Source organism: Streptomyces sp. NPDC058221 (assembly GCF_042882365.1).
In the GTDB taxonomy this organism is placed as follows: domain Bacteria; phylum Actinomycetota; class Actinomycetes; order Streptomycetales; family Streptomycetaceae; genus Streptomyces.
In genome coordinates, this window is sequence record NZ_JBHVWF010000158.1 from 1 (window position 1) to 17,232 (window position 17,232).

Consider the following 17,232-nt stretch of genomic DNA (forward strand, 5'->3'; position numbering starts at 1 on the left):
GCCGATCTGTGTGCCCCGCCGTCCGGGGCGTGTTCTGTTGTGTTCGATCATGCATCAATGTATGCACGATCGAACACAACCGAGCGTTCCATGGTCGGTTGCAGCCGCCCCGCGCGGGGTCGGTGGTCGCTTCACGGTCGTCCTGTGCCGCTTCTGTGCACATTTTGAGTACCCGGATGGTTCGCGATGCTGCGCGCGGTGACATTTCCCTGCCAATAGATGTTCGTTACCTCTGCGAAATGAACAACTATTGCCATCCAGGTGCGCCATCGTGAACTATGTGCCTGTCGCCGCGAAGGATCAGCGGCCGCATCCCTTCCGGATGCGCGCCGCCTCCACGTATGCGGGACGCTCTCTCGCTCCATCAGCCCTGGAGGTGCCTGTGACGATGGCAGATGCGCCGGTCACAGCAGCGCGGCCGTCCGTGCCGCAGCCCCGCGACCCGGACGGTGCGGATGCGCCCGCCGGGAAGAAGCGCAGGAAGAACCGAATACGGCAGCCGCTCCGGTACCGCCTCAAACGGGACAAGGCGCTTCTGCTCTTCTGCCTGCCGGGCGTTCTGTACTTTGCGCTGTTCTTCTACCTGCCGCTCGCGGGCAACGTCATCGCCTTCCAGGACTACCAGCCGTTCCTGGGCTTCAAGGAGAGTCCGTTCGTCGGGCTCGCGAACTTCACCGCGCTGCTGGCCGAACCGGAGTTCTGGAGCGCGGTCTCCAACACGCTCCAGATCACCGCGATCCAGCTGCTGCTGTACTTCCCGGCCCCGATCGCCCTGGCCCTGCTGCTCAACTCGCTGATCAGCGAGAAGATCAAGCGCTTCATCCAGACCGTCGTGTACCTCCCGCACTTCCTGTCCTGGGTCGTCGTCGTCGCCATGTTCAAGCAGGTGCTCGGCGGCGCGGGTTCGGTCACCACACTGCTGATGGAGCACGGCGTCAGCATCGGCAACGTGATGACGGACCCCGGCACCTTCAAGCTGCTGATCACCGCCCAGGCCATCTGGAAGGACACCGGCTGGGGCACGATCATCTTCCTGGCGTCCATCGCCTCGATCGACATGGGCCAGTACGAGTCCGCCGCGATGGACGGCGCCGGCTGGCTCCGCCGGATCTGGCACATCACGCTGCCGGGCATCCGGCCCGTGATCCTGATGCTGCTGATCCTGCGGCTCGGCGACATTCTCTCGGTCGGCTTCGAGCAGATCATCCTGCAGCGTGACGCCGTCGGCCCCGACGCCTCCGAAGTCATGGACACCTACGTCTACTTCCACGGAGTCGTGGACGGCGACTGGGGCATGAGCACCGCCGCCGGTCTGATGAAGGGCGTCATCGGATTCGCCCTCATCCTCGCCGCCAACAAGCTGGCCCACCGCTTCGGCGAGCAGGGAGTCTACCGATGAGTCAGCAGTCCGTCGCGACCCGGCTGCGCACCGTCCGGCCCGGCACCCGGGACGGGGCACGCCGTCGCAACTCCAGCGGCAGGCCGCCGTGGATGGAGCGCCCCCACTGGTACGGACAGGGCGCGAAGGCGGTGGCCCTGGCCGTCCTCACCGTGATCGTCCTCTACCCGTTCGTCCTCGCCATCGGCACCAGCCTGGCCGGCCGCGAGGAGCTGAACGCCAACGGCGGCTACGTGCTGCTGCCCCATCACCCGACGCTGGAGGCGTACCGCGTCGTCCTGTCCGGCGGCGTCGTCACCCAGGCCGCGCTGGTCTCCATCGGCATCACGCTGGTCGGCACCGCGCTCAGCCTCGCCTGCACGGTGATGATCGCGTACGGGACCTCCCGCCCCGGAACGGTCCTCGCCAAGCCGATCCTGCTGCTGGTGCTGGGCACGTTCCTCTTCGCCCCCGGCATCATCCCGACGTATCTGGCGGTCCAGCAGTTCAAGATGCTGGACACCTACGCCGCGCTGATCCTTCCGGTGCTGCTCAACGCCTTCAACATCGTCGTCGTCCGCTCCTTCTTCCAGAGCATTCCCGAAGAGCTGTACGACGCGGCGCGGATCGACGGTGCCGGAGAGACCGCGGTCCTCTTCCGGATCGTCCTGCCGCTGTCCAAGGCGGTCCTCGCCGTGGTCGGCCTGTTCTACGCGGTCGGGTACTGGAACAGCTTCTTCAACGCGGTGCTCTACCTCAACGACGCCGGCAAGTTCCCCATCCAGGTGATCCTGCGCAGTTATGTGCTCAACGGGCAGAGCATCAACGCGTCGGCCATGGGCGTCCACTCGGTGCCGCCCGCGACGTCCTTGCAGATGGCCGTGCTGATCATCGCCATCGTGCCCATCTTCTGTGTCTACCCCTTCCTGCAGAAGTTCTTCGTCAAGGGCGTCCTCACCGGGGCGATCAAGGGCTGATCCGCCCGCCCCGGAACCGCCGTCACGTACCCCCACCTTTCAAGGAGCCCCATGTCCACCACCTTGTCCCGGCGCGGTTTCATGGGCGCCGCGGGAATCGCCGGCCTGACCGTGGCCGGTCTGTCGACCCTGAGCGCCTGCGGCAGCGGTGCCACGATCAGCAAGGGCGGTGCCAAGGCGTCGGCCAAGCTCAAACTGCCGACGTACGTGGCCGCGCAGACCGCCCCCGCGGACCTGGCGGGCAACGCTGCGGGTCTGGACGCCACGTATCTGCGCTACCCCAAGGCCCTCACCAAGTCGGTGGCCAAGGCGCCGGGTGACGGCAGCCGCATCACGGCCCTCACCGAAACCTTCACCACGCCCGCCCCGCCGCAGGCCAAGAACGCCTACTGGCAGGAGCTGAACAAGCGCCTCGGAGCGCAGTTCGACATGACGATCGTGGTGGACCAGGGCGTCGACGCCTACCTCACCAAGTTCAACGCGATGATGGCCGGCGGCGACATACCCGACCTGGTCTGGTTCCCGCCGAACCAGGGCATCCAGCGGGTGCCCGAACTGATGGACGCCAAGTTCCACGACCTCACCGAGTACCTCTCGGGCGACGCGGTGAAGGACTACCCGAACCTGGCGAATCTGCCGACCACCGCCTGGAAGACCGCCGTGATCAACGGCAAGATCCGCGGCGTCACCGTGGCCTACGGCTCCATGGGCCAGGTCTACGTCGTCAACCAGGACTTCTGGAAGCCGGTCGGCGGCGCCGAGTTCAGCAGCGCCGAGGACTTCCTCGCCAAGGGCAAGGAGCTCCTGGACACCAAGCGCAACAAGTACGTCCTGGAGCCGGCGTACGTGAACCACATCGGCCAGTTCGCCCAGTGGTTCGGGGCGCCCAGCGGATGGCGGCTGGAGGGCGGCAAGCTGACCCACATGTACGAGACGGAGGAGTACCAGGAGGCACTGGCATTCGCCGTCAAGGTGGCCAAGGCAGGTCTCTTCTGGCCGGACCCCAACCTCAGCACCACCATGGAGAAGATGGCGCAGGGCAACCTCGGCGCCTATGTGCAGTCCTTCCCCAGCTTCCTGGTGGACGCCAAGACGTACGACTTCCCCTTCGGCGTCATCGTGCCCTTCGCCGCCGAGAGCGGTGCGAAGCCTCGGTACAGCATGGGCTACGGCTCGGTCGGCTACACCGCCATCAACAAGAAGGCCGACACCAAGCGCGTGAAGATGCTGCTGGGAGTCATGGACTACCTGGCAGCCCCCTTCGGCACCGAGGAACGGCTCTTCCTCGACAACGGCATCGAGGGCAAGCACTTCACCCGTACGTCGAAGGGCGACGTCAAACTCACCGCCAAGGGGAACTCCGAGGCGGTGACCACGGCGATGCCGCTGGCCTTCCTCGCCGCGGGCCCCGAGTACATCTACCTCCCGGGACAGCCGGAGCTGGCGAGGAACATCCACGGCTGGCAGCAGAAGCTCCTCAAGATCAGCCAGACGAACCCGACGAGCGGCCACTTCTCCGACACGTCCACCAGCAAGAGCCCCTCGCTCACCACCGCCATGAGCGACCTCCAGCTGGACATCGTCGCTGGCCGCAAGCCCCTCTCCGCCTACAAGGAGCAGCTGCGAAAGTGGCGTTCGGGCGGCGGCGACAAGATGCGTGCCGAGTTCGAGGCCTCGCTCACCGGCAAGTAGCCCGGGGCCGGGCAGCCGGTCACGTCCGCACCACCCGCACCACCCGTACAGACAGAGAAGGGACCCCCGTGTCAGACCTGCGACTCGGCGTCATCGGACTCGGCCTGCGCCGTTCCATCGCGATGTCCGCCCACCACCCCGGACAGGGTTCGGCGATCACCGCCGTCTGCGACCTCGACCCGGAGGTGCGGCGCCGCGAGGCCGAGCGCTTCGGCACGGACGTCGCGGTCGAGGACTACAAGCTGCTCCTCGGCCGGGACGACCTCGACGCCGTCATCATCGCGACGCCGGACGACACCCACGAGGCCATCGCCATCGACGCGCTGCGGGCCGGCAAGGCGGTCTTCGTCGAGAAGCCGCTCGGGATCACCGTCGAGAGCTGCGACAACGTCCTGCGCGCCGCGTACGAGACCGGTACCCGGCTCTACGTCGGCCACAACATGCGGCACATGGGTGTCGTGCGGCTGATGCGCGACATCATCGCCCGGGGCGACATCGGTGAGCCCAAGGCCGTCTGGGTACGACACTTCGTCGGCTACGGCGGCGACTACTACTTCAAGGACTGGCACGCCGACCGGACCCGGACCACCGGTCTGCTGCTCCAGAAGGCCGCGCACGACATCGACGTGCTGCACTGGCTGGCCGGCGGCTACACCCGGCGCGTCAACGCGCTGGGTGATCTGCTGGTCTACGGCGACCTGCCGCGCCGGGAGGCGGACACCCCGCGCCCCGACAACTGGCTGCGCGAGTTCGACTGGCCGCCGACGGCCCGCAAGGACCTGCACCACATCGTGGACGTCGAGGACGTCTCGGTGATGAACATGCAGCTCGACAACGGCGTCGTGGCCGCCTACCAGCAGTGCCACTTCACCCCGGACTACTGGCGCAACTACACCGTCATCGGCACCGAGGGGCGGCTCGAGAACTTCGGCGACAGCCCCGGTGACGAGGTCAAGGTCTGGAACACCGGGCCCAGCGGATACCGCGCCGACGCCGACATCACCTACCGGGTGCCGGAGGCCGGCGGCTCGCACGGCGGCGGGGACACCCGGATCATGGAGGAGTTCTGCCGCTTCGTGCGCGACGGAGGCGTCACCGACACCTCGCCGGTCGCCGCCCGGATGAGCGTCGCCGCCGGTGTGCTCGCGACCCGCTCCCTGCGCGAGGGCGGTGCACCGCACGACGTGCCGGCCCTCGACCCCGAGCTGGCCGCGTACTTCGAACGCGGTCAGGTCCGCTCCTGAGGACCTGACCGGGAAAGGCCGGACAGGGCCGCGCCACCGCCCTGTCCGGCGGGTTTCACCGCACGAGATGCACCCAGGCCCTCTCCGGGCCGGTGCATGCAAGGCAACGATCCCCATTCCCCCCATCAGAAGCAGGTGCAACGCATGACCCTGCGCCACTTGTTCGGTACCGTCACCGCCACCGCCGCGGCAGCCGCAATGGCCCTGTTCGGCACGGCGGCCCCCGCCCAGGCCGCGGACCTCGGCATCACTCCCGGCACGTACACCAACTACTCCTTCTCCGGTGCGCCGAAGCTGACCGACGTCACCTGGTCCACCACCGTCCTGCACGACCCCGGATACCGGGCGAACATCTTCTGGAGCCACCAGTTCGGCTTCGACCAGGGCAACGGCGCCTACATCGGGATGCAGTCCAACGGCGGGTCGAAGCGCACGCTCCTCTTCTCCGTCTGGGACGTCTCCGAGGCCACAGCGGGCTCCGCCGGGAGCTGGTGCCAGGGCTTCGGCGGCGAGGGCGAGGGCATGAGCTGCCGGATGAACCTCGACTGGACCGCCGGTCACCGTTACACCTTCAAGGTCGCGGCCGAGGGTGACGGCTGGTTCGGTGCCACCGTCGCGGACACCAGCACGGGAGCCTCGTACAAGCTCGGCAGCATCAGGACCCCGGCCACGGCCATCTCCCCGTCCGGAATGGTCGACTGGACCGAGTACTTCGAGTGGAACAACCCGCGCGCCAACTGCTACGACCAGCCGTTCAGTGACGCCCGCTTCGGGGTGCCGACGGGCAACGGAGGTACGGTCACCGGCGCGGTCTCGGCCACCTCCAACAGCGGCAACGCCTGCGCGCCCATGACCCGGACCGATGCTGCCGCCGACTCCACGGTGCAGAACCTCGCGATCGGCAACTCGGTGCGTGGAGCGGTCACCGGCCCGGCCGGAAAGTGCGTGGACGCCTCCGGAGGCATCGCGGACGGTGTCGTGGCCGACCTCTACACCTGTTCGGGCAGCGACAACCAGGCCTGGGTGAGAGCGGCCGACGGCTCCGTGCGCCTGACGTCCGACTACTGCCTCACCGCGGAGGGCACCGGTAACGGCGCCGCCGTACGGGTGCGCGACTGTGCCGGTACGGGTGCGGGCGGCGCGGTCACCGACCAGGCCAGGCAGTGGACGTACGACGGTTCCGCGCACGCGCTCGTCAACAAGGCGTCCGGCCGCTGTCTCGATGTTCCGGGCGGCGACACCACGAGCGGGACGTCCCTGGATCTGTGGGACTGCCACGGCGGCGCCAACCAGCAGTGGAACGTGCCCGCGACCTACTAGGACACCCTGCGCCGCGACGCCCCCGGCAGGCCGCTACCTGCGGTGTACTCCCGGGGGCGTTGCAGCGTCTGTTTTCAGCCATGCTCAGTGGGTAATCGGCCTCTTTCGGTTTGACGGCCACCTGCCGCTCGGCGACCACGGGTCCGAGGGGAATCAGGGAGTATCCACCGGTTGATCCGGATGATCTTATGGACAGGGCGGCTCCGGCGCTTCCGTACGGTCACCGCCCGACCGCCGCCGGTGGGGCGAAGAGGTGATTTCACGCCAACAAGAGGATGCTCTGGCCGGGTTCGAACGCGCGACCGGATCGCGGTCGGCATAATCGCGTCCATGTCGATCACGGGTGGAGACGTCGTTGACCTGGGCCGGGGCCTGCACGCGTGGCTCCCGCCGAAACGGGGCTGGGGGCTGGCCAACTGCGGCCTTCTCGTCTCGCCGCGCAGCGCGCTCTGGATCGACACCCCCTACGACGTAGTGCTCGCCGGGCGGTTCCTGGCCGAGAGCACGAAGCTGCTGCCCGACGGGGCCGCCATCGACCGGGTGATCGTCACACACGCCAACGGCGACCACTTCTGGGGCGCGGGCGTGCTCCCGGACGCCGAGATCATCGCGACCCGCGAGGCCCGGGACCACATCCACTACGAGCCCACGCCGAAACAGCAGCACGCACTGGTCAACGGCAGCGACCCGGCCGGTCCGCTCGGCGCCTACCTCGGGCGCCACTTCGCCCCGTTCGACTGGTCGGGGACCGAACCGGTCCGGCCCACCACGTACTTCAGCGGCGAACTCGAACTGACCCTCGGCGAATTCCCCGTACAGATCACCGCCCTGCCCTCCGCGCACACCACGGGCGACCTGATGGTCCACCTGCCCGCCCAGAGCGCCGTGTTCAGCGGGGACATCATCTTCTCCTCCACGCCGGGGCAGCCGGGCGACCACCCGATCCACTGGGCGGGCCCGCTGAGCAATGTGATCGCGGCCTGCGAACAGGTGCTGGCCACCGGGGCCGAGACCGTCGTGCCGGGCCACGGCCCGGTCCTCGGCCCGGCCGGCGTACGCGAGCACATCGTCTATCTGGAGTACGTGCGCGAACGCGCCCATGCCTTCCACGCCGACGGGGTACCGGCCCTTGAGGCGGCCCGCCGGGTCATCGGCGAGGGCCGGCATCCCGAACTCGGGCTTCCGGAGCGGCTCGCCGTGACGATCGGCAGCGAGTACCGGCAGCTCGACGGATCCGAACTGCCCGGTGTGCTCCAGGTGATGACGGAGGTGGCCGTGCTGGCGCAGGAGGTGGAGCGGGCCCGTGAGCCGGCGGGCGCCGGCGGGGTGAGGGCACGGCCCGCCGCCGCCCCGGCCTGATCCGGACGAAGGGCCCTCGGCCATCCGTCCGACCCTCCGCCGCCGCCCCGGCCGGAGCACCGACCCGACAAGAGAGAGCGGTAACGGCATGGGATGGATCCTGGCGGTGATAGCCATCGCGGCCGCCGTGGTGGCGACGGCCCGCTCGTTCGGGTCCGCCCGCTCGGAGCAGGTCGCCGTGACCCACGCCGAGGTGTGCGAACGGCAGTTGAAGGCCGCCGAGGCCCGCACGGCGGCGCTCGTCGACGAGATCCGGCAACTGGCCCACAGACGGATCCCCGCCGCCGCGGTCGCGCTCTCGCATCCCAGCGCCCAGGTCCCCGGACTGCGGGAGGCAGCCGAGGTGGACGGCGAAGCCGCCCGGCTGCTCACCGAGGCCGTCCAGGCGGCCCGGACCGCCGTCATGGAGGAACGACAGCGCGTCGACGCGGCCGCCCGAGCGGCGATGCGCGGCACATCGGCCAAGATCCAGTCGCTGCTCAACCAGTCCCAGCAGCTGCTGCACGAGCTCCAGCACGAGTACGACGACCCGCGCATCCTGCAGCTCGACTTCCGTAACGAACTGGCGCTGCGCCGCACGCAGTCCACCGCCGTGCTGTGCGACGCCTGGCCCGGCCTCGCCCGGCAGAACTCACCGCTCGTCGAGATCGTGCTCGGTGCCCAGTCCCGGGTCGCCGGCTACGAGCGGATCAAGGTGGCCAACCATCTGCGCGAGGAGCGGCTCGCGCTCGCGGCCAGGGCCGCCGAGCCCCTCGCCATCGCGCTCGCCGAGCTGCTCGCCAACGCCACCGCGTACTCGCACCCCGACACCGATGTGACGGTGACGCTCCAGCAGAGCGGCGGCCGGGGCGCGTTCCTGGTCGTCGACGACGCGGGCATCGGCATGGACGAGGACGCGCTCGACCGGGCCCGGGCCCTTCTGGCGGGGCCGTCCGAGGTGCTTCTGACCGAGCTGGGCGACCCGCCGCAGACCGGCTTCGCGGTCGTCGGCCGGCTCGTGGTGCAGTACGGCTTCCACTGCCACATCGAGGCCTCGCCGTTCGGCGGTATGCGGACGATCCTGCGCGTCCCCGCCCACCTGCTGACCGTGCTGAAGGAGGACCGGACGCTCTCCGCCCTGGCACCGGTGCCCGTGTCCGCGCACCCCGCCGCAGCCGACGAGGCCACCCCCGCCGTCCCCGCGCAGGACCCGCCGCAGGCGGCCCCCGCGGCGCAGCCGGCCGGCCTGCCCAGCAGGCGCCGGCGCCCTCCCCGGGCCGCCACGGCCGCGCCGCAGGCCTCCGCCGTCGAACCGCCGGCCGTACAGGTGTCCCGTACACCGGAGCAGGCGGAGTCTTCCTGGGCGGCCCTCCAGCAGGGCACCCTCAATGGCAGGAGCGTCGCCGGGCGGGCCCCTGCACCGGATTCGGACGGCCACGACCACCTGGGTGACCAGGACGACCAAGGAGACGACGAGACGTGAGCGCCCCCAGCCCCACCACCGGTGACCTCGCATGGGTGCTGACCCCGCTGCTGGAACTGCCCGGAGTGCAGCATGCGGTGGTCGCCACCGGTGACGGTCTCATCGAGGGCGCCTCACCCGGTCTCGACCGGGCATCCGGCGAACGGGTCGCCGCGATGACGGCCACCCTGCACGCCGCGGCCCGTGCCTTCACCACGGCGTTCACCGGCGTCGACACCCCGCGACTGGCCCAGACCGTCGTCGAGTCCGACCTCGGCTTCGCCGTCGTCGTACCGGCGGGGAACAACACCACACTCGCCCTGTTCGCCGAACCGGGCGCCAAACTGGGCGACATCGCCTATCAGATGCAGGTGCAGGTCACCGCGCTGACCCGGGCGATGCACGCGCCCGCGCGCCAACCGGACACCGCAGCCCGGCCATGAGCTCCGGACCGGGACGCCGGCTGATCCCCGCCTATCTGGTCACCGGCGGCCGGTCCAGGCCCGCCGGCCCCGCGCTCGACCGGCTCGCCGTGCTCGTACGCACCGATGCGGTACCGCCCCCGGACACCGGCTCGGAACAGCGCAGGCTGTGCGAACTGCTGGAACCGGGCGCCCTCACCGTCGTCGAGTGCGCCGCCCATCTGGACCTGCCGGTCAGCGCCACCGTATTCCTGGCCACGGATCTCGCGGCCGCCGGACTTCTGCTCACCCGACCGCCGATACCCAGTGCCGGGGAGATCGACCGGTCACTCGTCGAGAGGCTGCTCGTTGGACTCCGCTCCCTCCACTGACCGGACGGGCGTCGGCTATCTGCCGGCTGCCGCCCGGACCCTGATGAAGCTCGTCGTCACGGGTCCCTTCGGCGTGGGCAAGACGACCCTGATCCGTACGCTCTCGGAAATCGCCACGCTCCACACCGAGGAGGCGATGACCCAGTCCAGCACCCTGCTCGACGACACCGCCGGACTCCCCGAGAAGACCACGACCACCGTCGCCATCGACTTCGGACGGCTCACCGTCCCGGACGACCTGGTGCTCTACCTGTTCGGCACGCCCGGCCAGGAGCGGTTCCTGCCGCTGTGGGAGGACATCGCGCGCGGTGCGCTCGGCGCGCTCGTCCTGGTGGACACCCGGCGGCTCGGCGATTCCTTCGCGGTCATGGACATGGTGGAGGAGCAGGGGCTGCCGTACGCCGTCGCGGTCAACCGCTTCCCCGACGCACCCGCCCACAGCGACGAGGTGCTGCGACAGCACCTCGACCTCGCCCCCGGGACCCCGCTGATCCAGTGCGACGCCCGGGAACGCCGGGGCAGCATCGACGCCCTGATCGCACTGGCCGAACACGTGCTGACCCGACTGCCGCGACCCGAGGACCCGTCATGACCCTGTTCGCGCAGCCACCGCAGCCCCTCGCGCTGTACGGCCCCGACTTCGCTGCCGACCCGCGCGGCCACTACCGCGAACTGCGCGAACAGGGGCCGCTGGCACCGGTCCGGATCGCGCCGGGTGTCGAGGCGATGCTGGTCACCGACTACCAGGCGGCCGTCGACCTGCTGCGCGACACCCACACCTTCAGCAAGGACCCCCGCGCCTGGCAGGCGACGGTCCCGCCGGACTCGCCGGTGCTGCCCGTGCTCGGCCACCGCCCCACCGCGCTGTTCAGCGACGGCGACGAGCACGCCCGCTATCGCGACGCCATCAACGACACCCTGGCGCTGATCGAACCCCACGTCCTGCGGGCGGAGGTGGCCGGGGTCGCCCAGCAGCTCATCGGCGAGTTCGCCGCCACCGGCTGTGGCGATCTCATCGCCCAGTACGCCAGGCGACTCCCGCTGCACGTCTTCGTCACCTGGTTCGGCGTCGCCCCCGAGGACGGTGAACGGATCGTCGACGGTGTCGGCGGGATGATGAACTCGGCCGAGGGCAGCGCCGCCGCGTACGACGACCTCGTCGATGTCGTCACCCGCCTCGTCGCCGACCGGCGTGCCCGGCCGCGTCGCGACCTGACCTCGTACTTCCTCGCACATCCGGCCCGTCTCGACAACGATGAGACCGTGCGTCAGATCACCCTGCTGATGAGTGTGGGCCACGACCCCACGACCAATCTGATCGGCAACGCGATCCTGCACATGCTCACCGACGAGCGGTACGCGGGCTCGCTGCACGGGGGAGCGATGACCGCCCACGAGGCGATCAACGAGGTCCTGTGGCAGGACCCGCCGCTGGCCAACCTGGCCGCGCACTACCCGCGCCACGACACGGAGTTCCACGGTGTCCGGCTGCACGCCGGACAGCTGGTCCTGGTCTCCTTCGGCGCCGCCAACACCCAGTCCGAACCGGCCGCTCCCGAGGCCGGGGTCCGCTCCGGGGCCAGCGCTCACCTCGCCTGGTCCGCCGGACCGCACCGGTGTCCCGCGAAACAGCCCGCGCTGCTCATCGCGATGACCGCGATCGAGCAGTTCACCAGCCAGCTGTGCGATGCGGAACTGAGCGTTCCGGTAAGTGAACTGCTGTGGCGTCCCGGACCGTTCCACCGGGCCCTGGCACATCTGCCGGTACGTTTCACACCGCTCGACACCACGGTGCCCGCGGACCCGGAGACCCGCTCCGAGGCCGCGTCCGGCAGTACTTCGACGGTGCCGATAGGGCCCTGAGCCGTGTCGCTGGTAGGCCGAACGGGTGAGAAGCGAGAGAATTGCCCGATGAACAGTGAGCGCAGCCGGCGCAACGCCAACCGATGCACAGACGGGGTGGTCCGGTGAGCAGGTACGACAGGTATGACGTCACCGACGAGCAGTGGGAGGGACTGGCCCAGGTCGTACCGCTGCGCAGTCGCAACGAGTGGCCCTCCCGGGTCGACCACCGCACGGTCCCGGAGGAGCAGGAGAGCGCCGAGCAGCGGCGCATGGTGGTGCTGCGGGTCCAGATCTTCGCGGACGCGCGCGAGGTCGCCGAGTACCTGGTCGCACAGATTCCGGTGCTGCTCGACCTGACGAGCGCCGAGCCCGATGTGGCCAAGCGGATCCTGGACTTCACCAGCGGTGTCGTCTTCGGCCTCGGCAGCGGAATGCACCGGGTGGACCGGAACGTCTTCCTGCTGTCGCCCATCGGCATGGAGGTCGAGGGCGTGACGGCGGCCGGAGTGCCGGGGGCCTAGGACGGGGCCAGGACGGGGGTCGGTGTCGGTCCGTCCGGTTCGTTCGGTTCGTTCGGTCTGTTCGGTCCGTCCGGGCCACCGGGGTGCGCCGGTGGCAGTGCGGCAGCACGGCATGCCGAGGGTGGGCGGCGGGCCCGGCGGCCTCCGTGGCGGGGCCCGCCGCGTTCGGCTGCCCGGCACGGCGACCGGGGCGGGCGCCGCACAGGCCAGGGGGCGGCCGGAGCGACGGTGGTGGAGCTGGGAACCTGGGACCGTGACAGAACTCGACGTACCCGCCCTGCAACGAAGGCTCGCCGCGTTCGCGGCCGCACGCGACTGGGAGCAGTACCACACCCCGAAGAACCTGGCCTCGGCGCTGAGTGTCGAGGCATCCGAACTGATGGAGATCTTCCAGTGGCTGACGCCGGAGCAGTCGGCCCGCATCATGGACGACCCCGGAACCGCGCACCGGGTGTCGGACGAGGTCGCCGATGTACTCGCGTATCTGCTGCAGTTCTGCGAGGTGCTGGGCATCGACGCCCTGACGGCGCTGGCCGCCAAGATCGAGCGGAATGAGGTGCGCTTCCCGGCCACAAAGGGGCTTCAGACCGGAAATCGTCACTCTTCGGAGTGATCGACTTATTCACAGTCGACAAGGTGTCCACAGATTTCCGAAATCCCCTGGCCTTTCGGTACCACCGCCCTCACTGTGGGTAATGGAAGAGGTGAGCAGGTTTTCGTACCGAACGGGGGCAACACATGGAAGCGGAGCGGCTGGTAGCGGTCATCAGGCGGGCTCTGGCGCAGAGCAGGGGCACACCGGACATCATCGCCGAGGCCTGGCAGGCCCAGGCCCTGGCCCAGGCGGTAGGAAGCCGGCTGGCGGCGAGCGGCCCCAAGGAGTTACGGGGCGAGGCGGCAGGCCTCAGCGAGATCGGCGGAAGAAGCAACGGGGCGCTCGACCACCCGGCGGCGCGGGCCGGGGTGGCCAGGGCGGCGCAGCTCTCCCAGGTCGCCGATCCGCGTGCGGCGCTGACCGGTCTGGGCGCGTTGCTCGGTGAGGTCGGGATAGCCCTGGTCGGGGTGGCGTGCGAGACCGATGAACAGAGCCTGTACTGGCAGTGCATGGAGGCGATCGACGCCGCCGACGAGTCGATGGACCGGGTGCACGGAATGCTCCGGCTGCTCGACGAACGGGACCGGGAGCGCCGGCACGATATGGAGCGCAGCCGGGAGCGGGACGGCCCGCACGGGGTGCTCCACGGGCCGGCGGGACCGGCTGCCGGCCGGCCCTGAGCGACCGGCGTCCCGGTGACCGGCGCCCCGGCCCGGGATGATCCGGACACCGCGGTGGTGAAAAGGAGCGGGAGAGGGACGAGCGGTGTCCGGCGGTGCAGGATGGATGCATGGATCTTCGAATCTTCACCGAGCCCCAGCAAGGGGCGAGCTACGACACCCTGCTCACCGTCGCCAAGGCGACCGAGGACCTGGGGTTCGACGCTTTCTACCGTTCCGATCACTATCTGCGCATGGGCCAGGGGGACGGGCTCCCCGGTCCGACGGACGCATGGATCACGCTCGCCGGGCTGGCGCGCGAGACCAAGCGGATCCGCCTCGGCACGCTGATGACCGCGGGGACCTTCCGTCTCCCCGGTGTGCTCGCCATCCAGGTGGCGCAGGTCGACCAGATGTCCGGCGGCCGCGTCGAACTGGGCCTGGGCACAGGCTGGTTCGAGGACGAGCACAAGGCGTACGGAATCCCGTTCCCGCCGGAGAAGTTCGGCCGGCTGGAGGAGCAGCTGGCGATTATCACCGGCCTGTGGTCGACCGATGTCGGCAAGACGTTCAGCTACGACGGTACTTACTACCAGCTCACCGATTCACCCGCGCTGCCGAAGCCGGCTCAGGCCAAGGTGCCTGTCCTGGTCGGCGGACACGGGGCGAAGCGCACGCCGCGGCTGGCCGCCAAGTATGCCGACGAGTTCAATATTCCGTTCGCCTCGCTGGAGGACAGCGAGCAGCAGTTCGGCCGGGTCAGGGCAGCGGCCGAGGCGGAGGGCCGGAAGCCGGACGACCTGGTGTACTCCAACGCCCTGGTCGTCTGCGTCGGCAAGGACGATGCCGAGGTCGCACGCCGCGCCGCCGTCATCGGACGGGACGTGGCCGAGCTCAAGGCGAACGGGCTGGCGGGCTCGCCCGCCGAGGTGGTGGACAAGATCGGCCGGTTCGAGGCGATCGGGGCGTCCAGGATCTACCTCCAGGTGCTGGATCTCGACGACCTCGGACACCTGGAGCTGATCTCGTCGCAGGTCCAGTCCCAGCTCGCCTGAGACAGGTTCCAGCCGCCTGACGCCGGGCCGGGCCCGCCCGGGACACATCCGGTTCGTCCGGGGAAGAAGGAGCAGCTGTGCAGCCCGCCCGCGATTCGTCCCGGCCCTCCGCAGGGACGCCGTCCCGCTCGCTGGCCGCCGCGCTGGCGGCGGGGACGGTCCTGCTCGACGGCGGGCTCTCCAACCAACTGGAGGCGCAGGGCTGCGATCTGTCCGACGCGTTGTGGTCCGCCCGGCTGCTCGCCGACGGGCCCGAGCAGATCGTGGCCGCGCACACGGCGTATGTGCGGGCGGGTGCGCAGGTGCTCATCACCGCCAGCTATCAGGCGAGTTTCGAGGGGTTCGGGCGGCGTGGGGCCGGGCGGGCGGAGGCCGCCGGGCTGTTCGCCCGCAGTGTGGGGCTGGCCCGGCGGGCGGCCGGTTCGGTGGAGCGGGACGTATGGGTTGCCGCCTCGGTCGGTCCGTACGGGGCGGTGATGGCGGACGGCTCGGAGTACCGGGGCCGCTACGGGCTCTCGGTCCGCGAGCTGGAGCGCTTCCACCGGCCCAGGATCGAGGCGCTGGCCGCCGCCGGCCCCGATGTGCTGGCACTGGAGACCGTGCCGGACGTCGACGAGGCCCAGGCGTTGCTGCGGGTCGCGCAGGAGTGCGGACTGCCGGTCTGGCTCTCCTTCACCGTGGCGGGCGGACGGACGCGGGCGGGGCAGCCGCTGGAGGAGGCGTTCGGCCTTGCCGCGGAGCACGACCGGGTGCTGGCGGCCGGGGTGAACTGCTGCGATCCGGCCGACGCGGACGCAGCGGTCCGGACGGCGGCGGAGGTGACCGGCAAGCCGGTCGTCGTCTATCCGAACAGCGGTGAGCGCTGGGACGCCGGGCAGCGGGCGTGGACCGGGGAGGCCACGTTCGATCCCGGCCGGGCCCGCGCCTGGCGGGCCGCCGGTGCGCGGCTGGTCGGCGGCTGCTGCCGGGTCGGTCCGGGGACCGTCGCCGAACTGGCCGCTCGGCTCGGAACGCCGGAGGCCCATGACCAGGAAGGCGGCGGAAAAGAACCGGAGACGGAGTGAAAATGCCTGGTGAGGGGGAGTGAACCGGACCATACTCAGACGTGTGTTCCTGACGATCAGCACCACCGGCACCCCGGAGCGTCCCGCCACCGATCTCGGATTCCTGCTGCACAAGCATCCCGAGAAGGCGCAGACGTATTCCACCTCCCACGGCACCGCGCACGTCTTCTATCCCGAGGCGTCCGCGGAGCGCTGCACGGCTGCGCTCCTGCTGGAGGTGGATCCCGTGGCGCTGGTGCGGCGGGGCAAGGGCAAGGGCCGGGGTGGCGCCCCCGACGCGGCACTCGCCCAGTACGTCAACGACCGCCCGTACGCGGCGTCCTCGCTGCTGTCCGTCGCCATGAGCACCGTCTTCAAGTCCGCCCTGAGCGGTACCTGCCGGGCGATGCCCGAGCGGGCCGCTCAGACGCTGCCGTTGCGGATCGAAGTGCCCGCCCTGCCGGCCCGTGGTGGTGCCGAGCTGGTGCGCAAGCTCTTCGGTCCGCTCGGCTGGTCGCGGGTGGACGCGGTGGCCGTCCCGCTGGACGAACGGTTCCCCGAGTGGGGGGACTCGCGGTACGTACAGCTCGTACTCGAAGGCGAGCTGAGGCTGTCGGACGCGCTGCGGCAGCTGTATGTCCTGCTGCCGGTGCTCGACGACGCCAAGCACTACTGGGTGTCGCCGGACGAGGTGGACAAACTGCTGCGCGCCGGTGAGGGCTGGCTGGCCGATCACCCCGAACAGAAGCTGATCACCAGCCGGTACCTGGCCCGCCGCTGGGGGCTGACCAGGCAGGCGATGGAGCGGCTCGAGCTGGTGCGGCTCGCCGAGTCGGACGACCTCGACGTCGAGAGCATCGACAACGCGGTCGACGAGTCGGCCGATACCGAGGAGCGGCCGGTGCCGCTCGCCGAGCAGCGGCGGGCCGCGATCCTGGCCGCGCTGAGCGGCGCCGGGGCGAGCCGGGTGCTGGACCTGGGCTGCGGACAGGGCCAGTTGGTGCAGGCGCTGCTGAAGGACGTGCGTTTCACCGAGATCGTCGGCGTCGACGTCTCGATGCGCGCCCTCACCATCGCCTCCCGCCGGCTGAAGCTGGACCGGATGGGGGAGCGCCAGGCCGCACGCGTGACGCTCCAGCAGGGCTCGCTGACGTACACCGACAAGCGGCTCAAGGGTTACGACGCGGCGGTGTTGAGCGAGGTCATCGAGCATCTCGACCTGCCGCGGCTGCCCGCCCTGGAGTACGCGGTGTTCGGCTCGGCCCGGCCCCGCACGGTGCTGGTGACCACACCGAACGTCGAGTACAACG

The 17,232-nt window shown here is 70.0% G+C and carries 17 protein-coding genes; all 17 read left to right on the forward strand.

The window, feature by feature from the left end; all coding sequences use genetic code 11:
• The first annotated feature begins 388 nt into the window (after window positions 1-388).
• Window positions 389-1,399 (forward strand): ABC transporter permease, encoded by a 1,011-nt coding sequence (locus ACFVW8_RS33150; protein ID WP_389696640.1) that lies wholly within the window; start codon window positions 389-391, stop codon window positions 1,397-1,399.
• On the forward strand, window positions 1,396-2,355 hold the full coding sequence (locus ACFVW8_RS33155; RefSeq protein WP_389696642.1) for a carbohydrate ABC transporter permease: 960 nt from the start codon (window positions 1,396-1,398) through the stop codon (window positions 2,353-2,355). The genes ACFVW8_RS33150 and ACFVW8_RS33155 overlap by 4 nt, the downstream gene beginning before the upstream one ends.
• A 51-nt stretch (window positions 2,356-2,406) precedes the next feature.
• Window positions 2,407-4,047 (forward strand): hypothetical protein, encoded by a 1,641-nt coding sequence (locus ACFVW8_RS33160; RefSeq protein WP_389696644.1) that lies wholly within the window; start codon window positions 2,407-2,409, stop codon window positions 4,045-4,047.
• Window positions 4,048-4,115: 68 nt separating this feature from the next.
• Window positions 4,116-5,291: a Gfo/Idh/MocA family protein gene (locus ACFVW8_RS33165; protein ID WP_389696646.1), complete on the forward strand. Its 1,176-nt coding sequence runs from the start codon at window positions 4,116-4,118 to the stop codon at window positions 5,289-5,291.
• A gap of 144 nt (window positions 5,292-5,435) precedes the next feature.
• Window positions 5,436-6,611 carry a ricin-type beta-trefoil lectin domain protein gene (locus ACFVW8_RS33170; protein ID WP_389696648.1) on the forward strand — a complete coding sequence of 392 codons (1,176 nt, stop codon included), beginning with the start codon at window positions 5,436-5,438 and terminating at the stop codon, window positions 6,609-6,611.
• 330 nt (window positions 6,612-6,941) lie between these two features.
• Complete coding sequence (locus ACFVW8_RS33175) at window positions 6,942-7,970, forward strand: MBL fold metallo-hydrolase (RefSeq protein WP_389696650.1); 1,029 nt, start codon at window positions 6,942-6,944, stop codon at window positions 7,968-7,970.
• 88 nt (window positions 7,971-8,058) lie between these two features.
• Window positions 8,059-9,432 (forward strand): ATP-binding protein, encoded by a 1,374-nt coding sequence (locus ACFVW8_RS33180; RefSeq protein WP_389696652.1) that lies wholly within the window; start codon window positions 8,059-8,061, stop codon window positions 9,430-9,432.
• Window positions 9,429-9,854: a roadblock/LC7 domain-containing protein gene (locus ACFVW8_RS33185; protein ID WP_389696654.1), complete on the forward strand. Its 426-nt coding sequence runs from the start codon at window positions 9,429-9,431 to the stop codon at window positions 9,852-9,854. The genes ACFVW8_RS33180 and ACFVW8_RS33185 overlap by 4 nt, the downstream gene beginning before the upstream one ends.
• The gene (locus ACFVW8_RS33190) at window positions 9,851-10,204 is read left to right on the forward strand and encodes a DUF742 domain-containing protein (RefSeq protein ID WP_389696656.1); all 354 of its coding nucleotides are present in this window, start codon (window positions 9,851-9,853) and stop codon (window positions 10,202-10,204) included. The genes ACFVW8_RS33185 and ACFVW8_RS33190 overlap by 4 nt, the downstream gene beginning before the upstream one ends.
• On the forward strand, window positions 10,182-10,796 hold the full coding sequence (locus ACFVW8_RS33195) for an ATP/GTP-binding protein (protein WP_389696658.1): 615 nt from the start codon (window positions 10,182-10,184) through the stop codon (window positions 10,794-10,796). Before ACFVW8_RS33190 ends, ACFVW8_RS33195 begins: the two co-directional genes overlap by 23 nt.
• Entirely contained in the window at window positions 10,793-12,067 is a 1,275-nt protein-coding gene (locus ACFVW8_RS33200) for a cytochrome P450 (protein ID WP_389696660.1), read from the forward strand. Before ACFVW8_RS33195 ends, ACFVW8_RS33200 begins: the two co-directional genes overlap by 4 nt.
• A gap of 83 nt (window positions 12,068-12,150) precedes the next feature.
• Window positions 12,151-12,570 (forward strand): cell division protein SepF, encoded by a 420-nt coding sequence (locus tag ACFVW8_RS33205; RefSeq protein WP_389696662.1) that lies wholly within the window; start codon window positions 12,151-12,153, stop codon window positions 12,568-12,570.
• 253 nt (window positions 12,571-12,823) lie between these two features.
• Window positions 12,824-13,183: a nucleotide pyrophosphohydrolase gene (locus ACFVW8_RS33210; RefSeq protein ID WP_389696664.1), complete on the forward strand. Its 360-nt coding sequence runs from the start codon at window positions 12,824-12,826 to the stop codon at window positions 13,181-13,183.
• 125 nt (window positions 13,184-13,308) lie between these two features.
• Window positions 13,309-13,845 (forward strand): DUF6099 family protein, encoded by a 537-nt coding sequence (locus ACFVW8_RS33215; protein ID WP_389696666.1) that lies wholly within the window; start codon window positions 13,309-13,311, stop codon window positions 13,843-13,845.
• A 110-nt stretch (window positions 13,846-13,955) separates the two neighbouring features.
• Window positions 13,956-14,879, forward strand: a complete 924-nt coding sequence (locus ACFVW8_RS33220; protein ID WP_389696668.1) for an LLM class F420-dependent oxidoreductase — start codon at window positions 13,956-13,958, stop codon at window positions 14,877-14,879.
• Window positions 14,880-14,956: 77 nt separating this feature from the next.
• The gene (mmuM, locus tag ACFVW8_RS33225) at window positions 14,957-15,943 is read left to right on the forward strand and encodes a homocysteine S-methyltransferase (protein WP_389696670.1); all 987 of its coding nucleotides are present in this window, start codon (window positions 14,957-14,959) and stop codon (window positions 15,941-15,943) included.
• A gap of 43 nt (window positions 15,944-15,986) precedes the next feature.
• A partial coding sequence (locus ACFVW8_RS33230) for a 3' terminal RNA ribose 2'-O-methyltransferase Hen1 (protein ID WP_389696672.1) occupies window positions 15,987-17,232 on the forward strand: 1,246 nt, incomplete at its 3' end.